The sequence below is a fragment of the Pelatocladus sp. BLCC-F211 genome (assembly GCF_041928655.1).
Classification (GTDB): Bacteria; Cyanobacteriota; Cyanobacteriia; order Cyanobacteriales; family Nostocaceae; genus Pelatocladus.
Map to the genome: position 1 here is coordinate 1 of NZ_JBHFLM010000199.1, position 17,875 is coordinate 17,875.

The window sequence follows — 17,875 nt, forward strand, 5'->3', positions numbered from 1 at the left end:
CCCCCCCCTCTCTCCCCCCAAAAAATATGCAAGATAAATATCTGCACTCAACACTGAAAGAGCGCAGTCAACAGAATTACCATTACCGCGAAAAAGCTTTATTTAACTTCTGAAAATTACGTTGTTCCGTAACAAATATCAACAAACCACTTGCCTAAGTTTGGTAAATTCTCTTGGGTGAAATTAGTCAAGCGTGAGATTTTATTTTCAATTTCTTGCATGGCTTGTTTAGTTAAACGCACTCCAGTAGCATAAGTTTGAGTTACTAACTTAACAACTGGATGTTTGCCATTCCAGGTCATAGTTTTTGCAAAATTTAATACGGTTTCAACTTCATCTAAGATACTGCCATTCCAATGATTTTCTAATATAGCCCAAGTGCGTTCAATGGGATTATATTTGCTGTGATATGGAGGGTAGTATGCTAAACGTATGTTTAGTTGATTCTCTTGAGCAAATTCAACCATACGTTTCATGAACTGAGTCCGCCGAGAGTTATTCTGTCCTCCATTATCTTGATTAATCAGTATCCCAAATCGTTTAACTTAACACGAATTGTTTCTTCAGTCGGTAATTCTTCATCGCTATAATCAAATTTTTCAATTAATTGATGTCTCACTTGAGCAGCAGACAGGCGTGTGTAGAGCCTTTGGCTTTTAAAACTTGGGTCTATTTGACTTTGCGAATCGACTAACTTTTTTATATCTTCTAAAAGATTTGGTAAAGTTTCTTCTGCTTTTAGGCGACCTCTACCCTGATAGTTATCTACACAAGTGATACCACTATTTAATTCTTTGATTCCTTTACTAATAGTTACCCGATTCCATCCCAACTCTCGCTGTGCTAGAGAGTGTCCTCCGTATCCTAATGCCACAACCGTTTGTGCAATAAATTTACGTTTGGCTGCTCCTGTTAATTGCTGTGCTGTTTCTCTCAATAAGTTTTTCAATGAATCCGTTAACTGTATTGACAACTCTTTCCACCTAAAAATCGAATCATTACTGAATTTACTACAAAAACGGTGAAGGAGAGGCTGCCAATGGCAGCCTCTCCTTTTCCCCCCTCGTAATGATTATCATTCTTATCTGCTGTATATTTTATTTTCTGGAAGTCCCTTAATCGTTATTGGTCATTGGTTTTTTAGGCTGTGTTTGCAGACTTCTATACTTATAAATATTTTGTAACTTTTTTACATAATAAGTGGAGTCTCTAGTATTTTAGCTAGGATCTGGAAAAGGCTGATTCCATGCTTAGACTATAATTTGATACGTTCAGTAAAATCACTACGAAAGTGTAATGACTGATTCAACTGCGACTAAAGCTACATTACAAGTCAACAATCCCAATAGCATCACTACAGCTATTTGCTGGTGTTTAGCTTGGGGAGACAAAAAGCAACCTCAGTTTCCTTTGAGCATGTTACAGCAAATGCGACAGGCTTTGAATGAAGGGAAAGAAGTACCAGAACAAGTGCGTAGGGCTTTGCCCTTGCCTTTGGCATCGCTTGTTGAGCAGGTTCGTCAACTTCAAAACATTGATAAAAACTACTTTCCATCAACCCTTGATGAATTAAAAAGCAAGTATCGTGAATTATGGAACCAAACGACTTGCATTGGCTTAGTTTATGGTGGTGCAACTAAGATTAAGCAATATGTATTTGAAGCATCCAAACTTCCGGATATTCGTGGCGCTTCTGCATTACTCGACAGAATTAACTTAGTTGATTTACCTGCTTTTTTTAGTTGTGAACAAGATCCATATTATTCCCAGTGTCAACTGGCTAAAGATTACTGCAAACAGATTAGAGAAGAGTGGTTAGATAAAGCAGAAAACTTTCCTCAACTTTCACAAGCACTGATTCCAGAGTTAGTTATCTATTCTACAGGTGGTAATATTCTGGCATTTTGTCCAGCTGCTTATGTTAATTATTTAGCTAATGCGATTGAAAAACGTTATACAGAAGAAACTTTGACAGCTAACTCTTGTGCTGTCGGAGAAAAGTTTAAGCTATTAGAAATCCAGTTTGGCTTGTTACCAGATGAAATAAATAATGAAACATTCTGGCTAGATAAATATCTAAATCATCTTGAAAATCCATTAGTTAAAGCTTATTTTGAGCAACCCGACACAAGTTCAGAAAAAGCTTTTAAAGAACGTAAAACATTTAATGAATTAGCTGGGAAGTTAGCAGCAAAATTTAATCAACGGCGGAATGGTAATCAATTGTGGGAACGTGAAAGAAGCTTGCGTTGTTATCCGCCAATGTTTGAAACTCATCCTTACTTGAAGCGAGATGAAGGCGATCGCCGTTCTGCGGTAATGCAAGCGAAAACTTCTCCTGATGATCTAAATCAGGGACTTCCTGGCGATCCGTGGTTTTCAGAAGCAACTGCGCGTAAGCGATTAATAGGACAAATAGCTAAAAGAGACAATGGTTCTAAAAAGTGGTATGCCGAGTTAGCCTGTGTTTGGGAACCTGGTGAAAAAGCTATAGAAAGTTGGGTTGACAAGTTTGAGAAATTTTTACTTGAAACTAAAACACCTCACAGATACTACGGTAAAATCCGTTCAGAAAATATTCATCCCAGCCGAGTGAAAGAGGCTATTTCTGTTAGAGAAATTGCTGATGCTAGTACTCCAAATGGCTTCATTGCTTATATTTATGCTGATGGTAACAACATGGGAGGTTACATCCAGACAGAAATTAAAAATCCATCAGACTATCAAAGCTTTAGCCGAGATATTTTTGATGCAACAGAAAAATCAGTTTATGCAGCTTTAACAAAACATCTTCAACCCCACAAATTAAATTCAAAGTTGCAAGCAGAAAGAAAAAGCACAAAAGAAGTGTGGATTCATCCCTTTGAAATTTTAACTATTGGTGGGGATGACGTGATGTTGATTGTGCCAGCAGATAAAGCTTTGGCTATTGCTCAAACTATTGGTGAAGAGTTTGAAAAACAACTTTTGAATAAAAGAGAGGATTACAAATCAGATAAGACTTATAATCCACAATTGGTACAACGCTATCACGGAGAGAAAACAATTTCTGGTGATAAACAATCTAAATTAAGTATGTCAACTGGAGTATTAATTACTGCTGAAGATACACCAATTTATTATGCAGAAAAGCTGACTAGTCAATTGCTGAAATCTGCCAAAAAATATGCAAAAGACCTGAAAAAACAAGATTACTACGGGGGAACTGTAGACTTTTTGGTAATGAAAGCTGTGACGATGATTTCTTCTAATATTGCGGAATTTCGCTCTCAGGGATTAAATAAATCTGGACAAGGACAGCAAAAACTTAAACTATATGCTGCACCTTATACTCTACACGAACTGGGTGGACTTTTAGAAACTGCTCAAGCATTAAAAGATGTCGAATTTCCCAAGTCGCAACTTTATCAAATTCGTAGTTTACTAGAACGGAGTAAACAGACAGCAATACTCAATTATCGTTATTTTCGAGTGCGGCTTCAGCACGGACAAAATGAACTTCAAGATAAATTTGAAAGGGCTTGGTGTGAAGCTTTAAGCAATAGTGGTAACTTAGCACCTTGGATGACAAATAGAAGAACTATATACAAAAATTTGATGTTGTTGCTCTTCTTTGAAACATTTTCTCACGAACAGTTGAAATTACAGTATACAGTTCTATCTCTCCTAAAAAAATCTGACTATGAAACCATTTGGCGAGAGTTAGTCGATTTATATCCTTTTATCAAAAAGTCACAGAACACTTCCAATCCATCACAGACACAACAACAAACTTCGTCAACATGATTTTTTTGCAAAATTTACCTCAAAATCAAATTGAAACTATTCGACTCATTGCAGTTATTGATACTGCATTGTGTGTCGGTGCTGGTGGTTCCGATGGTTCCCTTGCAGATAAACCCATCGTTCGCAATGCAAAAGGACAACTAATTATTCCTGCTTCTCAATTAAAAGGTAGACTACGGCATGAATGCGAAAAGCTAGCTAGAGGATTAGGATGGCAAATATTTTCATCACCTAAAGCAGAAATACTTTGTCCCACAGAAGCACAAGTCAATCCTGCATTTCAGTCTGATTATCAACTAGCTAATTATCAAGGCTATCACTGTTTTATTTCCAAAATCTTTGGTAATCCTATACTTCCATCGCGAATTGTTGTTGACGATCTCATTTGTGACATCGAACGAGAAGACTTACTAGAAGTATTGCGTCCTGGTGTCACCATCAATCGTCGTCGTTGCACCGCAGAAGAACAAAAACTCTACTTTTTAGAAACTTCTCCAGCTAATAATCAACTGGAATTTGCAGGGAATATTCATTTACTTCCAGAATGTCCACCATACGCCAAACCTTTTATCTTAGCTGCTTTACGCCATATCCACGCATTGGGTGGTAGTAAATCTGTTGGGTTGGGTTGGTTGAAGTGGAAGGAACTCGAAACACTAGCAAAAGATGATCAAACCTGGAAATTGTTAATACCAGAAGTGAAGCTATGATACGAATAAAATTAGAGATTACAGCTTTGTCTGCATTAGCGATCGCTGCGAAAAAACCTGGTTCTGTCAGTGAAGCTGAGGATCATATTCCTGGTTCAGTAATTCGAGGAGCGATCGCATCTCAAATTCTCCAACTATCTAATCAGTTAATACCAGGTATATCTGAACAAAATCTAATATTAAATGGTGGTGACTTTGAATCGCTATTCTTAAGTGATGAACCTGCTATTTTTCAAAATGCTTATCCAGCTGTAGCCAAAGTTCCAGATGAGTCTAATTCTGGTAAAACTAAGTCTGAACTCTTTTCTAGAGTAGTGAATGATGAGGTTATGGTTTTACCTACAACAGCAGTTAGTTCTAAAACAAATCCAGGTTTTTTACCTAAAGGTAACGGAGTTTTTGATACACTAATAGACCGCTTTTGTGCAGATGCATATAATTATCCTTACGACCCTAGTGATCCAAAATCTCTGAAAGAAAAAACAGATGCACGGATTGAACTTTATAGTGGTTTTTACAGCAAAACTAAAGACAATAAATACCACAGTCATTCTATTAGTACTCGCTTCCTGACACGAGTTGGAATTAATCGCCGTAGAGCCACATCAGAAGATGATATACTTTACAGTATAGAAATTTTAAATGAGTCATTTGTTGAAGCTCCACACGCAAATAATAAAAGCTGGCACCCTGTTGTTTATCGAAGTTATATTCTAGTTAATAATCCAGAATTAGCTAATGTTCTGACTAGTTTTATTAATCTAAATTCTAATATCTTTCGTTTAGGTGGTGCAACTTCACGAGGTCTAGGCAAGGTTGTAATTAAAGCAAATATAGAGGAAAGTTCAGCAGAAATAGAAGCAAGAATAACCGAATTTAATCAACAACTTGAAGAGCGTTGGAAATTGTGGTCAGTATTTGGTAAACCTGAAAAAAATCTTTTAGAAAACCGCACTTATTTTACCCTTGATCTACAAGCCGATGCAATCTTCATCGACAATTGGCGACACACCACAGTCATTTCACCAGCAATGCTGTGTCAATTTGTAGATTTAGATGATGAATTTTCGCACATGAATGCAGAAGAAAAAGATAATTTTCTTAAACTAGAAGTAACATATAGCAGCTATAACTATCGTTCTGGTTGGAATACAGCTTGGGGACTAATGAAAGATATAGAATTAGTCACGAATAGAGGTTCTGTATATTTATTTAGTACAAATCAACCAAATTTATGGTTAGAAAAATTAAAATATTTAGAACTGAAAGGAGTAGGCGATCGCACTTGTGAAGGTTTTGGTCAAATACAAGTTTGCAACGAATTTCATCTTATTATGCGAGAGGAAGAAGTATGAGTTTATCTATAGAATCAAAAACAGAGTTACAAATTCAAAAAGGTATACGCCAAGCTGAAGATGAATTAGTTATATGGATTCAAGCAGCTTTGGATAATACAAAATATGGCGACTTAGAAGAATCTCAATTTCGTAACTTAGTGAGAGTTGCTGACACGACTGAAAGTGCAGAAGTAATTAAAAACTTTATCCGCTATCAAGTAGGTCGGGACAAAAAATGGGGGAGAGGTAAAGAATCACTAGCTGAAAAAATTATTGAAGATATTGATGGCAACATTAAGAAAAATGCTCAAGCAATTGCTGAGTGTTGTCAAACAGATTTTAAACCGATTTGGTTAGAATTAATTCGTCGATATTTAGGTTATGGTGCGCGTCATTTGAAATATAAGCGTGATGGTGCTGCATAATCGTAGAACTTTCTTTTAGTCTAAGGAATCCAATCATGAGAAATACTCTTATCTGTACAGTCGGTACAAGTCTTTTCGGTAACTTGAAAAATACTCAGGAAGAAACATTTAAGCAAGCATTTGAAGAAAAAAACTGGCAAAAGCTAACCTTGCTGCTTTTAGAGAGAGAAAATACGGATCGCATATGTGGTGCTGAAATTAATTCTATTGCCAGAATATGTGAAAAGAAGTTTTTATCTTCATTAGAAAAATTGATATTTTTGGTTTCTGATACAGAAGATGGTAAAAAAACTGGCGAAATATTAAAATTGTATTATAGCAATTCACGCAATAAATTGCATTTTAAAAATGTTATATGTCGTGAATTGCAAGGATTACGAGATGATGATGTTAAATCTTTCAAGCAACAAGGTTTAAAAAGTCTAGTCCGCGAAATCAGTACTGAAGCTGAAAAATTTTCTTCTGAACAGATTGCGATTAATGCAACAGGTGGTTACAAAGCACAAATATCATTTGCTGGAATGATTGGACAAGCTTTAGGAATACCAGTTTATTACTTGTTTGAGAGATTTTCGGAAGTAATTGAATTACCACCACAACCTGTTGCTCTTGATCTAGCTTTTTGGTTAAATAACTATCCATTATTTGAATATTTAGAGACTGAACAAATAATTGCTAAATCAGAAATTAAGGATATACTCGCAGAGACAATGTCCGAACTAGAAATTAAAAAACTTCTGGATGGAGATTATATTAAATCGCTGATAGATGAAGAATATATTGATGAAATAACCCATGTAACTCTTTCTGCAATGGGTGTTTTATTTAACAAGCGATCGCGTTTAGAATTTGCCAAGCAAGAAACTACTTTACTTTCATTAATTCCTCAAGATAATACTGAGCCTCAAAAGAAACAAATTAATCTCAGAGATGATCATGGTAAAGATAAATTACAAGCATTTGCAGAGGAGATATGCGGTTCTCCCTATGTCAAAAAAATAATTAATTCTCTTCCTTTTAATAATAAACGTACTAATCCTATTCGCCGCACTAAACCAAATGGAATTATAGAATTTGTCCTCACATGGACAGACCAAGGTTTAGGTTTATGTATTCAAAGTACTGGGAGAAATTTGGCTGAAACTAATACTATCGCTATTCACTTAAAAGATAAATATTCAAAATAATAAATTAGCTATGTTCGACACTTTCAAAAATCGCCTCCAAATCACAGGTAAACTCACCACAATCACCGCATTAAGAATTAGCGCTGGTCGTTCGAGTGAACCAATAGGATCTGACTTACCCGTAATCAAAGATGCTTTGGGTAATCCATTAATACCAGGATCTAGCTTTAAAGGCGCAATGCGATCGCGTCTCGAAAGTTTTCTTAGGGGAATTGTCGGAAGCGATCGCAAACTAGTCGCCAACCCAGCAAATGAAGAAGAATGGTCAATTACATCACAGGAAATGAAGCAGTTAAAAGAGAATTTTGATAACGATGAAGCTTTAACTGCGGAAATAATCAATGAAACTGATTTAATATCTCACCTGTTTGGTTCTCCTTGGATTGCTAGCAAATTCCAAATCCGAGACTTAACAGTAAATCCAGAATATTGGTTTGGACAATATCAAGAACGCGATGGTGTTGCAATTGATCGCGATACAGAAACAGCAGCAGATGGAAAACTCTATGATTTCCAAGTAGTTCCCGCAGGAACAGTATTCGACTTTAAAGCAATAGTAGAAAATGCTGAATCCTGGGAATTAGGACTTTTAATGATCGGTTTGCATCAATTTGAAACAGAACAGATACCTTTAGGTGGTGGACGTTCTCGTGGTTTGGGTGTGGTTAAACTAGAAATAGACAAAATGGACTGGATTGATGTTGAGAACGATCCAGAAAAATTATTGACATATTTACAGGAATTAGTCAGTAATCATACGACAGATCATCTGCCCAGCTATGCAGATGGTAAACAGTTCAAAGATATTTGGACTCATGATCTGATTACTTATCTCAGAGAAAATATAGCTAGACACTCTACCATTGTTCAGCCAAATTCTTGAGGAGGTCAATATGGCTTTCAGTAACTATAAAACAATTAGTGAAGTTCTCAAAGCATTTCAAGTCACCTATACTGAATCAAATTTTATGGGTGAAGTTGAGTTTCAAGTGTCTGATTATTTCCGAGAAGACTTAGAAACAGTTATGCGGGAAGGAGTGGTTAATAACTCAGAATTTGCTGTTTGCGAAAATTTAATCTACCCAGTTTTAAAAGAAGTATGGAAACGCTATAGTAGCAGACTTACTTTGTGGAGTCACCAATCTTTTAATTATGACGAAAAATTGTCAGGTTTCCCAGAGTATATCCTGGCGAGAAGATCGCCTTTAGGAAAAGTAGTTTTTGATCAGCCATATTTCATCTTAGTAGAAGCAAAACAGGATAACTTTGAAGCTGGTTGGGCGCAATGTATTGCTGAGATGATTGCAGCACAGAAACTAAATAATGAATTTGTCATAACTATATTTGGAATTGTTTCTAATGGCGATCGCTGGCAGTTTGGTAAATTGGAATCAGAAAAATTTACCAAAAATCTAACTTTTTATACTATTCAGGAACTAGATACATTGTTTGCTGCTGTTAATTACATTTTTCAACAGTGTGATTTGCAGCTAAATAATCTGGTAGCTGCTTAAGCTTGATTTCTTCACTAAATATAATCATGCATAAAAAATTCGTTAATCACTGCACAATTGATTTAACTCTAATTCCCGATGGCCCGATTCTGATTAAATCGGGTAAAGAAGGGGCTGATCCAACTAAACCTGATATGGAGTTTGTGGAAACATATCATGCAGGAGGACGTTCTATATATTTACCAGGGAGCAGTTTAAAAGGTGCTATTCGCGCCCATGCAGAACGAATTGTTAGGACAGTAGGTAGAGACAAACGCGATTCTAATAATTTAGACCGACTTTGGGCAAATGATCCATTAAACGATAAATACGATTATCTCCAAAATAAATCGTCTAGTGATATTTACAAATTATCTTCATTTACAGACCAAATGTTTGGTAATACTTCTATTGCTAGCCGTGTCAGAATAGAAGATGCTCATCCTGATAAATCTCAACCATTAAAAATTGAAGAACGTAATGGAGTAGCAATTGACCGAGTATTTGGTTCTGTTGCTGTCGGTCCTTTCAATTATCAAGTTTGTACTGCTGGGGAATTTCGTACCAAAATTCATTTAAAGAATTTTACCTTGGCACAGTTAGGTTTAATTGGTTTAGTATTGCGAGATTTAAATGATGGTTGGTTTGGCTTAGGTTTTGCGAAATCTCGTGGTTTGGGTACTGTAGAGGTGAAGTTAAATCAAGCCTTTGTACAGTATCCTGGCTGTATTTTATCAAAAGATAAACAAGAAATTCTCACTTTTGGTAGTCAAAAAAAATGGTCTAATACTTTTCTTTTAGGTGTGGGAGAGTTTTTAGAACCAGATGAAGCAAAATTATATACTTTTCCTACAGAAGATCATCAAGATACACCTGTTGCAGCCCAAGAAATGGATTTAGGTTTTGGTGTACAACTGATTTGGGAAGAAGGAAGAGTTCAAGATTTGTTTGAACGCTCCGTCAGGTCTTGGAGTAAATTACTTGTAGGAACGAAATGAAACCTTTTGTTGGTTATAAAAAAGAACCTTTATCAGTAACTGAACTTCTAGATTTAATCCAAGAATTCACAACTGAAACTAGCTATTATTTCTTACGCTGGACTCACAAAGTAAGTGGAATCATAGAAGAATCACCTACAAATGATAAGTTTCCCATGCTGGAAGGACAAATGTTCAATAATGAGTGTGAATTGCGGTGGAAGTATAAGCAAAAAAATACTTATGAAGTTCTACTTTTGAGTGTTGTAGGCGAATATCCTGACTTTACAAAACTCGGTGAAGATTGGCAAACTCAACAGCGAAATGCTCATTTATATTCCCCTACTGAAACTCGTTTTCCTAAAGGTTTTTCTCATACAAACTTGGATATAGCCCAGCGCTATTTTATCGATACCAAAACAGCAACAGTACACTTTGTTGCTCTCACAATTGGAAAATAATTATGACTGAATCTTGCGCCAGTTGCAATTAGCCGTAAAATAAATTTTCGGCTCAAAGCTTATACCCATTGAAATGGGTTAAAACCTGAGCCAATCGGTTTTTAACCGACTTTAGCTTTCAGCCCAAATTTCAATTTCGGACTAGGTGCAAGATATAAGAAATTCAAAATCCACCCATCCAAAATCGTATGACTGCAAATCGTCCGCAACGTCCAAATCGCCCAGATTCATCAACACCTGAACTCGCACCAAAACCTTATCAATTCCTCTCTTTTCCTAAAGAACCTCCTAACCGACAGCGTCCTGTGGGACATCACAAATATTTTAGCGATCGCCTACATGGTACTTTGTATTTAAAGCTGAAAGTGCAGACATCTCTCCACGTCTCCACTGGTGTAGTTGTCATGGGTAGCGACATCGGTAACAATCGTATTCCCCTGATTAAAACTATGATACAGGGTGTTGATCAAAAACTTTCAATTGGTGGCAGTTCGCTTAAAGGTTGTATCCGCTCTGTATACGAAGCAATTACCAACAGTACTTTAGCAGTTGTTACTTCTAAGTATAAACCTCAAATTCCCTCAGAAAGATTACCTTGCCGTCATAAAGAACAGCTTTGTCCAGCCAGTCGGGTATTTGGTGCGCTAGATTGGCAAGGATTACTAGATTTCAACGATGCCAAGTGTGAGAAAATAGGCTTTACTGCTGGCTTTATGCCTTCACTTTATCGTCCCCGTCCCGAAGAACGTCAAGCATACTTTGTTCGTGGTTTCGTAGCAGGTCGCAAATTTTACTACCATACAATCAGGGCAATTGATCAAGGACAAAATTCTGGTGTACCCGTACAACAAGCCGCCAGAGAGTATACTTTTACAACCAAGTTGCACTTTAAGAATTTACTAGCAGAAGAGTTAGGAACTTTATTGATTATCTTAGGACAAGATCCTAAATACCCCATCGCTTTGAAAGTCGGTGGTGGTAAGCCTATTGGTATGGGAACAATGACGGTGACAGTGGAGAAAATAGAACAACCGCAAAACCTCAAGCAGCGTTATTCTTCATATCAGCTAAGTGAATCTGATGAACTCATAGGAGATAAACTACAAAATTTTATACAAAAAAATATTCAAATTGCCCACTCACGCCTGATTCAGAAACCCCAACTAGACGAACTCACAGCCATACTGCGTTATCCTACCGACCGTGAACCACCAGCAGAAATGTACTAATTATGACTTTAGTTGAATTTGATTCCGAATCCTTAACAGATCAACAGTGGGATATTGCTCATGCGATCGCTCAAACTTTAGTCAAAGCAGATGCAGACGTCAACGAATTAGGGAAAGCGATCGCCTATCTGCGTACTGTTGCAAATCAACCAGATGCAACTTCTAGGTTTTTCAAATATCTCAAAACCCTGGTAAATAACGGTAGACAAATTAGTCATAGCAACAGAACAATAGATTATTATCGCAGTATTGAAAAAGCTTGTAATGATTATCTGAAAACCATCACCGATTCTCAGACAATCCTGCAAATTTTAGGTTGGGTATCTCGCCTGATGCGTTATTACAAAAATGCAGGTGTACCCATTGGAGAAATTGCCATTTCCACCCCATCACCTGTAGAATCAGCGCGTCAAATAGAAATTGCTAAAGTTGTGAAGTCGCAAGAGTTCCAAATTGGGCAAATATTAGATGCAAAAGTCACCAAAATCAATGGTAACAAAGTGACTTACGAGATTCTAGGAACAATTAAGTTAACTGAGAAGGAACCGAAGAAAGCACAATTTCTATCTGAAGGACAATTTGCGAAGGTAGAAATTGTTGATATTAAGGAAGACGGAAGTATCAAAAAAGTTAAATGCGTAGAGTGAAGAAATAAATTTTTACCAGTTTTTCTCTTTTAGTTTCAATATAATGAGTTAAGAGGCATACTGTTTGTGTGTAGAAGAAGGAAAATTTATCATGCAGTATCAAGTTTTTGTACAAAATCAATCCGATGAAAAATTTATCGCCTCGGTCGTTGGGATACCAAATTTAACTGTTGAGGGTAAGACGGAGAAAGAAGCAATCTCTAAGATAAAATCTGCTCTAGAAGCACAATTAGCTACAGGTAAGTTTGTAACCATTGAGGTAAATCCAGAAGATTGGACGAAGGAAAGTATATCCCAGATGAAGTATGCAGGGATATTTACCAACGATCCAACATTCGATGATTTTATGGAAAAATTAGCCGTCATCCGCAAAGAATCTAATGCGACGGCAGATGAGTAATGACAATTTACATTTTAGACACAGATCACCTCAGTCTTTATGGACGCAATCACCCAACAGTTATCGCAAAACTCTTAGCAGCTAAGGTGCAACTGACAACAACTGTTATCAATGTTGAAGAACAGTTAAGGGGTCGTTTGGCTCAAATTGCTGAAGCCAAGGATGGAACTACAAAGTCAAGCACTTATCAGCGACTTGCAGAAACAGTTATGCTGCTGTCTGAATTCAATATTCTTCAGTATGATGCAAAATCTCACGAAATTTACCAAGCACTCAAAGCGCAACGCATTCGCGTCGGTACTCAAGATTTACGCATCGCGTCAATCACGCTAGCTTATAATGGCATTCTCTTGACAAGAAATGTACGAGATTTCGATAAAATTCCAGAACTAACCATTCAAAATTGGTCAATTTAGATTCAATAATTCCTGTAGTATGGTGCTTATTAACACTCAAATACCGCGCACCATCCATGCCCAAAATTCTCCTTGTTACCGTTGGTGGTTCCTTCCAACCGATTGTCACCTCAATTCGCACCCTGCAACCAGAGAGAGTCATCTTCATTGCATCCGATGGTGATAAAGGTAGCAAGTCGCAAGTTATTGGTGAAGGGACACCTTGTGAAGTGCGACGCGGTACAGAAATCATCGAAAGATTACCTAATATTCCCACACAGGTAGAATTGGGCGATATGCCATCCGGCACGCTACGCGATCGCTTTCAACCAAATCGGGATCTCATTCTCATCCAAAACCCCGACGATTTATCAGAATGTTACCTCAAAATTCATCAGTGCATTTCCCAACTTCAACAAACAGCACCCGATGACAAAATTTTAGCTGATTACACTGGTGGAACAAAAACCCTATCCGCTGCTATGGTGTTAGCAGCAGTTGATAGCGGAATTTCCCTGTATGTAACTATTGCTGCTTCCAGGGAAAATTTAGTGAAAGTGGAACGAGGAGAAGCAACGCGACTCGTAGATACAAGTTTTCGTTTTCAAGGTTGATTGTTATTTCGGTAACGCTCGCCGTGCTAATTTTACGTAAGTCTTCACCGTTTCATAGGGCATTTCCATATCCTGGGCTATATCTTGCAACGATTCTCCCATTTCCCGCCTTGCCAAAATTGTAGCCCATTTAACCGCTATTTCCTCCGCCCGTACTCCCCCTGTGCGCTTGCGTTGCGCTTTAAAAATATCTGTTAAATCTTCAATTCTTTTTGCTAAGAAACTTTCGATATTTGATACTGCTGGTGTTGCTTGTAATGACCAACCCAAGCGCGTTTGACCCAATCCAAAAGTAGTTTTGTGACCAGTACCACAGTAAGGCGCAAGTTTCCCTAATGCATAAAACAGTTTATAAAAGTCTGGCTGCTTGGCTGCTTCTTTAGTTAAACTAAACTCTATTGTCCCTGTAAAACCTGTAACAGCACCTTTCTTACCTGCTAGTACTTTTGCGGATGTAAGTTGGTGACGGGTAATCAAGACATGATCATCTACCCAAGCTAAAAATGTTTCTTGATCAACAGGCATACCAGAAAAGTCATTCCAACGGCGAAGATAACTGTGGAAAACATTTGTCGGCATTGGTAAGGGTAGATGATGACCTTTGCGACGGAAACTTGTCGGACTTAAGAATTTGAGGGCGATTGTGTCCTCGTGTTCAGAGTTGAGTAAGTCAGCATAAGTTACAGGAGAGTGAGCAATTTGACAAGCTTGAATCCGTAGAGATGCGTTACGTAAATCAATTTCTGTTGGTAGATTTTTTACCCATTGTGCCAACCATGTGACTACTCGCTTTGACAAAGCTGTTACATACCACTGGTAAGTATGATTAGCAAAAATGTTTAATAAATTACCACTACTGACTAATTCTCCATCTAATGCAGAGATTGTAAAAGCTTTTTCTGACTCACCATCATGGAGATAAGCAGAAAGTTCTGAATCGACAGCACGGACTTGATTGAGAAACCAAGCGTGTAATCCGGTTGTGTACTGGGGATAGATCGAAACATCTGCCTTTGGTACTAATTCAAATACTAATCCCAGTAGTTCAGTGTTAGCTGACCAGTTCAGGTGAGATTCGTGCTGAGTAATTTTATTTTGCTTGCTTCGAGGCATTATTTAAAGATTCAAGCTCATTTTTATAAACTTTATTCCCCATGGGGGGAATCAAAGCTAATTTTAACAGAGCGATCGCCTAGTAGTTCGCCACAGCAACTTTGCTGGGTTCGTAGTGAGCGCTTAAGCGCTCATAGAGGACTAAAGTCCTCACTACAAACCCCTCTTGCTGTGAAGGCTCTGCGGCATCAAATCGCAATTTACCAACCAATTGTCCTGATGCATCAATATAGCCCCACTTAAAGCCCATTCTCACCCGTGCTAGACCTTGGCTGTACTCATCAACCCAATCGTATTGAGGCTGGCTAGCCGTTGTTCCGGAAATATTGATATAACTGTAACTCACGCTATGGCGATCGCGAGTAAATCCCTGTACTTTGACACTAGCAGTATTAAAAGTTACTGTTTTTGCGTAAGCACCAGACTGCAATGCTTTTGCTAACTCATCGTTATTTTCTCGCAGACCTTCGTAGAAAAATAATACTTCTCCTTTGATGCCGCGATCGCGATTGTATTGTATTTTCTGTAACAAGTCGCAGTCGCTCTACCTTGAAAGTTTACCGATGATGAAAATTAAATATTTTTCTCATCGTTTGTCTTAACTCCTAACTCTTAAAATAGGAGTAGACACTGTTGAGATTTGTATACTTATTTAGGGATTACCTGTCATGGCTCCCGCCGTTTTAATTGAAAACCTCAAAAAGCGCTACGGTTCGGTGGTCGCCGTCAATGATGTTTCCTTTCAGGTAGAACCAGGAGAAATTTTTGGTTTACTTGGCCCCAACGGAGCAGGAAAAACCACTACCCTGCGCGCTCTGTGTACTCTCACCACACCAGATGCTGGTAAAATCGAAGTATCTGGTATTTCCGTGATCGATAATCCCAGAGCAGCCAGAAAACGTCTCGGTTATGTAGCTCAGGAAGTAGCTATAGATCCCATATTGACTGGACGTGAACTGTTACAACTGCAAGCGGCACTTTATCATTTAAACGCGGCGGTGATCAAACAGCGCGTTGAGGTGGTACTAGATTTACTCGGTTTGCAGGAATACGCAGATAAAAAGACTCGTACATACTCTGGTGGTTTACGTAAACGCCTAGATTTGGCAGCTGGGTTACTACATGCACCAGATGTACTAGTTTTAGATGAGCCAACAGTAGGGTTAGATATAGAAAGCCGTTTTATTGTCTGGGAATTCCTGCGTAAATTACGCGAAGCAGGAACCAGTGTAGTGATCACCAGCCATTATTTAGAAGAAATAGATGCTTTAGCTGATCGCGTCGCGATTATTGACAAAGGCGTAGTCATTGCCAGTGGTACACCATCACAATTAAAAGATCAAGTGGGAGGCGATCGCATTACCCTGCGTATCCGCGAGTTTACACCACCAGAAGAAGCAGAAAAAGCCAAAAATTTACTTGAACCTTTGCCATTTGTACAAGAAGTTATCATCAACAACGCTCAAGGAAATTCTCTCAACTTGGTGGTAACACCACAAAATGATGCTTTGATTACTATCCAGCAATCCCTAAACCATGTTGGACTACCCGTGTTTGGCATTTCTCAATCTCGTCCTAGTTTAGACGATGTTTATCTCGCTGCCACAGGACGCACCCTCATGGATGCAGAACTAGCAGCTTTGGGAAATCGTGATCCCAAAGCAGAGAAAAAGCAGAATATGAGATAAGTTTTCTGGTTTGTTGCTCTACTAACCACTAACAATTCCCAATCCCAAATCCAAAATCCAAAATCCAAAATTGATATGAGTGGTACTGTTATACCCCCCAAATCAGATATTAAATGGCAGCAAGTAGCTGCACCACAAGTTCACACTGATACAACTCCTAATTTTTTTGGTGAGTTAGTTCAAGAAACTTTAGCTTTGACACGTCGCTTGTTTATTCAACTGCAACGGCGTCCTTCTACCCTACTTGCAGGTATTATTCAACCTGTAATGTGGTTAGTGCTATTTGGCGCTTTATTTCAAAACGCACCTAAAGGAATTTTTGGCAGTACGACAAATTACGCCCAATTTCTCAGTGCTGGTATTATTGTTTTTACTGCCTTTGGTGGAGCGCTAAATGCTGGTTTACCAGTCATGTTTGACCGTGAATTTGGCTTTTTGAATCGGTTGTTAGTAGCTCCTTTAGCATCGCGATATTCAATTGTCTTGGCTTCAGCAATCTTTATCATTAGCCAAAGTTTACTGCAAGCAGCCGTGATTGTGGCAGCCGCAGGATTTTTAGGCGCGGGAGTCCCAGATATTGCTGGTTTGGCTACTATTGCTGTAATTGTCTTTCTCCTCGCTTTGGGTGTAACAGCTCTGAGCTTAGGTTTGGCTTTTACCCTACCCGGACACATTGAACTCATAGCAGTGATTTTTGTTGCCAACCTACCGCTATTATTTGCTAGTACTGCTCTGGCTCCACTATCATTTATGCCCCAGTGGTTGCAAGTTATTGCTACCCTGAATCCTCTGAGCTATGCGATAGAACCAATTCGTTATCTTTATACCCATCAAGATTGGGGTTTAAGTAACGTAGTGATGCACGCCTTTTGGGGTGACGTTACCTTTGGTAGCGCTTTAACTGTATTGTTGGGTTTTGCTCTCGTCGCTTTGCTGATTATTCAACCCCGATTACGGCGGACTCTTGCTTAATTAGAAAGCGGAAAGGTGAAGGGGAAAGGGTAAACCTTTTCCCTTTAAATTTTTCCTAGTCAAAGCCCTACCTCGTAGCTCATTCGTTACAATTGGTAGAAAAATTTGAACTTAGGGGATGGGAAGATGAGAGTTTGGCTAGTCTGCTTTGTAGTGCTGTTTGCGCTCGCACAATTATTTGACTGGGTAAAAGGATTGCAATTACCGCTACCTATTTATATTTTGGGTGGAGCATTTTTAGCAGTTGCATCCAACTATGACAAACTGTTTGGTACATATCTTCCTGATGTAACTGATGCCAGTATGGAAGCATCAGTGGAACAAGTCCAGTTAGATTCTCAACTTGAAGCTAGTGGTTCGATGATTTCTCCTGCAAGTGAAGATTAGTAAAAACTTTTATTTGGATTAAAGCGATGAAAAAAACTATAATGCTACACTAAT

General features: G+C 38.2%; 19 protein-coding genes and 1 pseudogene. 17 read left to right on the forward strand and 3 right to left on the reverse strand.

Annotated elements, in window-relative coordinates; genetic code table 11:
* Positions 1-116: 116 nt before the first annotated feature.
* A pseudogene (locus ACE1AT_RS23785) lies at positions 117-967 on the reverse strand (transposase).
* Positions 968-1,296: 329 nt separating this feature from the next.
* Here ACE1AT_RS23785 and cas10 point away from each other — a divergent pair.
* The 14 genes from cas10 (at position 1,297) to ACE1AT_RS23855 (ending at position 13,661) form a co-directional block, all read left to right on the forward strand.
* Positions 1,297-3,786, forward strand: a complete 2,490-nt coding sequence (gene cas10, locus ACE1AT_RS23790; RefSeq protein ID WP_374872889.1) for a type III-B CRISPR-associated protein Cas10/Cmr2 — start codon at positions 1,297-1,299, stop codon at positions 3,784-3,786.
* A complete protein-coding gene (locus ACE1AT_RS23795) occupies positions 3,783-4,496 on the forward strand; it encodes an RAMP superfamily CRISPR-associated protein (protein ID WP_374872891.1) in 714 nt (237 codons plus the stop codon). The genes cas10 and ACE1AT_RS23795 overlap by 4 nt, the downstream gene beginning before the upstream one ends.
* Complete coding sequence (gene csx10, locus ACE1AT_RS23800) at positions 4,493-5,851, forward strand: CRISPR-associated RAMP protein Csx10 (RefSeq protein WP_374872893.1); 1,359 nt, start codon at positions 4,493-4,495, stop codon at positions 5,849-5,851. The genes ACE1AT_RS23795 and csx10 overlap by 4 nt, the downstream gene beginning before the upstream one ends.
* On the forward strand, positions 5,848-6,258 hold the full coding sequence (locus ACE1AT_RS23805) for a hypothetical protein (protein ID WP_374872895.1): 411 nt from the start codon (positions 5,848-5,850) through the stop codon (positions 6,256-6,258). Before csx10 ends, ACE1AT_RS23805 begins: the two co-directional genes overlap by 4 nt.
* A gap of 35 nt (positions 6,259-6,293) precedes the next feature.
* Positions 6,294-7,445 (forward strand): putative CRISPR-associated protein, encoded by a 1,152-nt coding sequence (locus ACE1AT_RS23810; RefSeq protein ID WP_374872897.1) that lies wholly within the window; start codon positions 6,294-6,296, stop codon positions 7,443-7,445.
* Between the two features lie 10 nt (positions 7,446-7,455).
* The gene (gene csx7, locus ACE1AT_RS23815) at positions 7,456-8,328 is read left to right on the forward strand and encodes a CRISPR-associated RAMP protein Csx7 (RefSeq protein WP_374872899.1); all 873 of its coding nucleotides are present in this window, start codon (positions 7,456-7,458) and stop codon (positions 8,326-8,328) included.
* Between the two features lie 10 nt (positions 8,329-8,338).
* Positions 8,339-8,959 (forward strand): hypothetical protein, encoded by a 621-nt coding sequence (locus ACE1AT_RS23820; RefSeq protein ID WP_374872901.1) that lies wholly within the window; start codon positions 8,339-8,341, stop codon positions 8,957-8,959.
* A gap of 26 nt (positions 8,960-8,985) precedes the next feature.
* Positions 8,986-9,936 carry an RAMP superfamily CRISPR-associated protein gene (locus ACE1AT_RS23825; protein WP_374872902.1) on the forward strand — a complete coding sequence of 317 codons (951 nt, stop codon included), beginning with the start codon at positions 8,986-8,988 and terminating at the stop codon, positions 9,934-9,936.
* The gene (locus ACE1AT_RS23830) at positions 9,933-10,376 is read left to right on the forward strand and encodes a hypothetical protein (protein WP_374872904.1); all 444 of its coding nucleotides are present in this window, start codon (positions 9,933-9,935) and stop codon (positions 10,374-10,376) included. The genes ACE1AT_RS23825 and ACE1AT_RS23830 overlap by 4 nt, the downstream gene beginning before the upstream one ends.
* 188 nt (positions 10,377-10,564) lie before the next feature.
* Positions 10,565-11,605, forward strand: a complete 1,041-nt coding sequence (locus ACE1AT_RS23835; RefSeq protein WP_374872906.1) for an RAMP superfamily CRISPR-associated protein — start codon at positions 10,565-10,567, stop codon at positions 11,603-11,605.
* Between the two features lie 2 nt (positions 11,606-11,607).
* Complete coding sequence (locus ACE1AT_RS23840; protein WP_374872908.1) at positions 11,608-12,252, forward strand: hypothetical protein; 645 nt, start codon at positions 11,608-11,610, stop codon at positions 12,250-12,252.
* A 91-nt stretch (positions 12,253-12,343) separates the two neighbouring features.
* Positions 12,344-12,652: a type II toxin-antitoxin system HicB family antitoxin gene (locus ACE1AT_RS23845; RefSeq protein ID WP_374872910.1), complete on the forward strand. Its 309-nt coding sequence runs from the start codon at positions 12,344-12,346 to the stop codon at positions 12,650-12,652.
* Positions 12,652-13,068 (forward strand): type II toxin-antitoxin system VapC family toxin, encoded by a 417-nt coding sequence (locus ACE1AT_RS23850; RefSeq protein WP_374872912.1) that lies wholly within the window; start codon positions 12,652-12,654, stop codon positions 13,066-13,068. The genes ACE1AT_RS23845 and ACE1AT_RS23850 overlap by 1 nt, the downstream gene beginning before the upstream one ends.
* 56 nt (positions 13,069-13,124) lie before the next feature.
* Positions 13,125-13,661, forward strand: coding sequence for a hypothetical protein (locus ACE1AT_RS23855; RefSeq protein WP_374872914.1), 537 nt, complete (start codon positions 13,125-13,127; stop codon positions 13,659-13,661).
* Between the two features lie 3 nt (positions 13,662-13,664).
* Here ACE1AT_RS23855 and cas6 read toward each other — a convergent pair whose 3' ends face one another.
* The gene (cas6, locus tag ACE1AT_RS23860) at positions 13,665-14,774 is read right to left on the reverse strand and encodes a CRISPR-associated endoribonuclease Cas6 (protein WP_374872915.1); all 1,110 of its coding nucleotides are present in this window, start codon (positions 14,772-14,774) and stop codon (positions 13,665-13,667) included.
* Between the two features lie 79 nt (positions 14,775-14,853).
* Positions 14,854-15,306, reverse strand: a complete 453-nt coding sequence (locus ACE1AT_RS23865; RefSeq protein ID WP_374872917.1) for a WG repeat-containing protein — start codon at positions 15,304-15,306, stop codon at positions 14,854-14,856.
* Between the two features lie 136 nt (positions 15,307-15,442).
* On the opposite strand from ACE1AT_RS23865, the gene ACE1AT_RS23870 reads away from it, so the two are divergent.
* From ACE1AT_RS23870 to ACE1AT_RS23880, 3 genes are all read left to right on the forward strand, one after another.
* Positions 15,443-16,462, forward strand: coding sequence for an ATP-binding cassette domain-containing protein (locus ACE1AT_RS23870; RefSeq protein ID WP_374872919.1), 1,020 nt, complete (start codon positions 15,443-15,445; stop codon positions 16,460-16,462).
* Positions 16,463-16,537: 75 nt separating this feature from the next.
* Positions 16,538-17,434 carry an ABC transporter permease gene (locus ACE1AT_RS23875; protein WP_374872921.1) on the forward strand — a complete coding sequence of 299 codons (897 nt, stop codon included), beginning with the start codon at positions 16,538-16,540 and terminating at the stop codon, positions 17,432-17,434.
* Positions 17,435-17,560: 126 nt separating this feature from the next.
* The gene (locus tag ACE1AT_RS23880) at positions 17,561-17,821 is read left to right on the forward strand and encodes a hypothetical protein (RefSeq protein WP_374872923.1); all 261 of its coding nucleotides are present in this window, start codon (positions 17,561-17,563) and stop codon (positions 17,819-17,821) included.
* The last annotated feature ends 54 nt before the right edge of the window (positions 17,822-17,875 follow it).

Excerpts from the sequence above, each read along its gene's own strand:
- ACE1AT_RS23840 (WP_374872908.1), top strand. The coding sequence starts at position 11,608 with ATGACTTTAGTTGAATTTGATTCCGAATCCTTAACAGATCAACAGTGG.
- ACE1AT_RS23830 (WP_374872904.1), top strand. The coding sequence starts at position 9,933 with ATGAAACCTTTTGTTGGTTATAAAAAAGAACCTTTATCAGTAACTGAA.
- ACE1AT_RS23820 (WP_374872901.1), top strand. The coding sequence starts at position 8,339 with ATGGCTTTCAGTAACTATAAAACAATTAGTGAAGTTCTCAAAGCATTT.
- ACE1AT_RS23845 (WP_374872910.1), top strand. The coding sequence starts at position 12,344 with ATGCAGTATCAAGTTTTTGTACAAAATCAATCCGATGAAAAATTTATC.
- ACE1AT_RS23835 (WP_374872906.1), top strand. The coding sequence starts at position 10,565 with ATGACTGCAAATCGTCCGCAACGTCCAAATCGCCCAGATTCATCAACA.
- csx10 (WP_374872893.1), top strand. The coding sequence starts at position 4,493 with ATGATACGAATAAAATTAGAGATTACAGCTTTGTCTGCATTAGCGATC.
- ACE1AT_RS23850 (WP_374872912.1), top strand. The coding sequence starts at position 12,652 with ATGACAATTTACATTTTAGACACAGATCACCTCAGTCTTTATGGACGC.
- ACE1AT_RS23880 (WP_374872923.1), top strand. The coding sequence starts at position 17,561 with ATGAGAGTTTGGCTAGTCTGCTTTGTAGTGCTGTTTGCGCTCGCACAA.
- ACE1AT_RS23810 (WP_374872897.1), top strand. The coding sequence starts at position 6,294 with ATGAGAAATACTCTTATCTGTACAGTCGGTACAAGTCTTTTCGGTAAC.
- ACE1AT_RS23805 (WP_374872895.1), top strand. The coding sequence starts at position 5,848 with ATGAGTTTATCTATAGAATCAAAAACAGAGTTACAAATTCAAAAAGGT.
- cas10 (WP_374872889.1), top strand. The coding sequence starts at position 1,297 with ATGACTGATTCAACTGCGACTAAAGCTACATTACAAGTCAACAATCCC.
- ACE1AT_RS23795 (WP_374872891.1), top strand. The coding sequence starts at position 3,783 with ATGATTTTTTTGCAAAATTTACCTCAAAATCAAATTGAAACTATTCGA.
- cas6 (WP_374872915.1), bottom strand. The coding sequence starts at position 14,774 with ATGCCTCGAAGCAAGCAAAATAAAATTACTCAGCACGAATCTCACCTG.
- ACE1AT_RS23825 (WP_374872902.1), top strand. The coding sequence starts at position 8,986 with ATGCATAAAAAATTCGTTAATCACTGCACAATTGATTTAACTCTAATT.
- ACE1AT_RS23855 (WP_374872914.1), top strand. The coding sequence starts at position 13,125 with ATGCCCAAAATTCTCCTTGTTACCGTTGGTGGTTCCTTCCAACCGATT.
- ACE1AT_RS23870 (WP_374872919.1), top strand. The coding sequence starts at position 15,443 with ATGGCTCCCGCCGTTTTAATTGAAAACCTCAAAAAGCGCTACGGTTCG.
- csx7 (WP_374872899.1), top strand. The coding sequence starts at position 7,456 with ATGTTCGACACTTTCAAAAATCGCCTCCAAATCACAGGTAAACTCACC.
- ACE1AT_RS23875 (WP_374872921.1), top strand. The coding sequence starts at position 16,538 with ATGAGTGGTACTGTTATACCCCCCAAATCAGATATTAAATGGCAGCAA.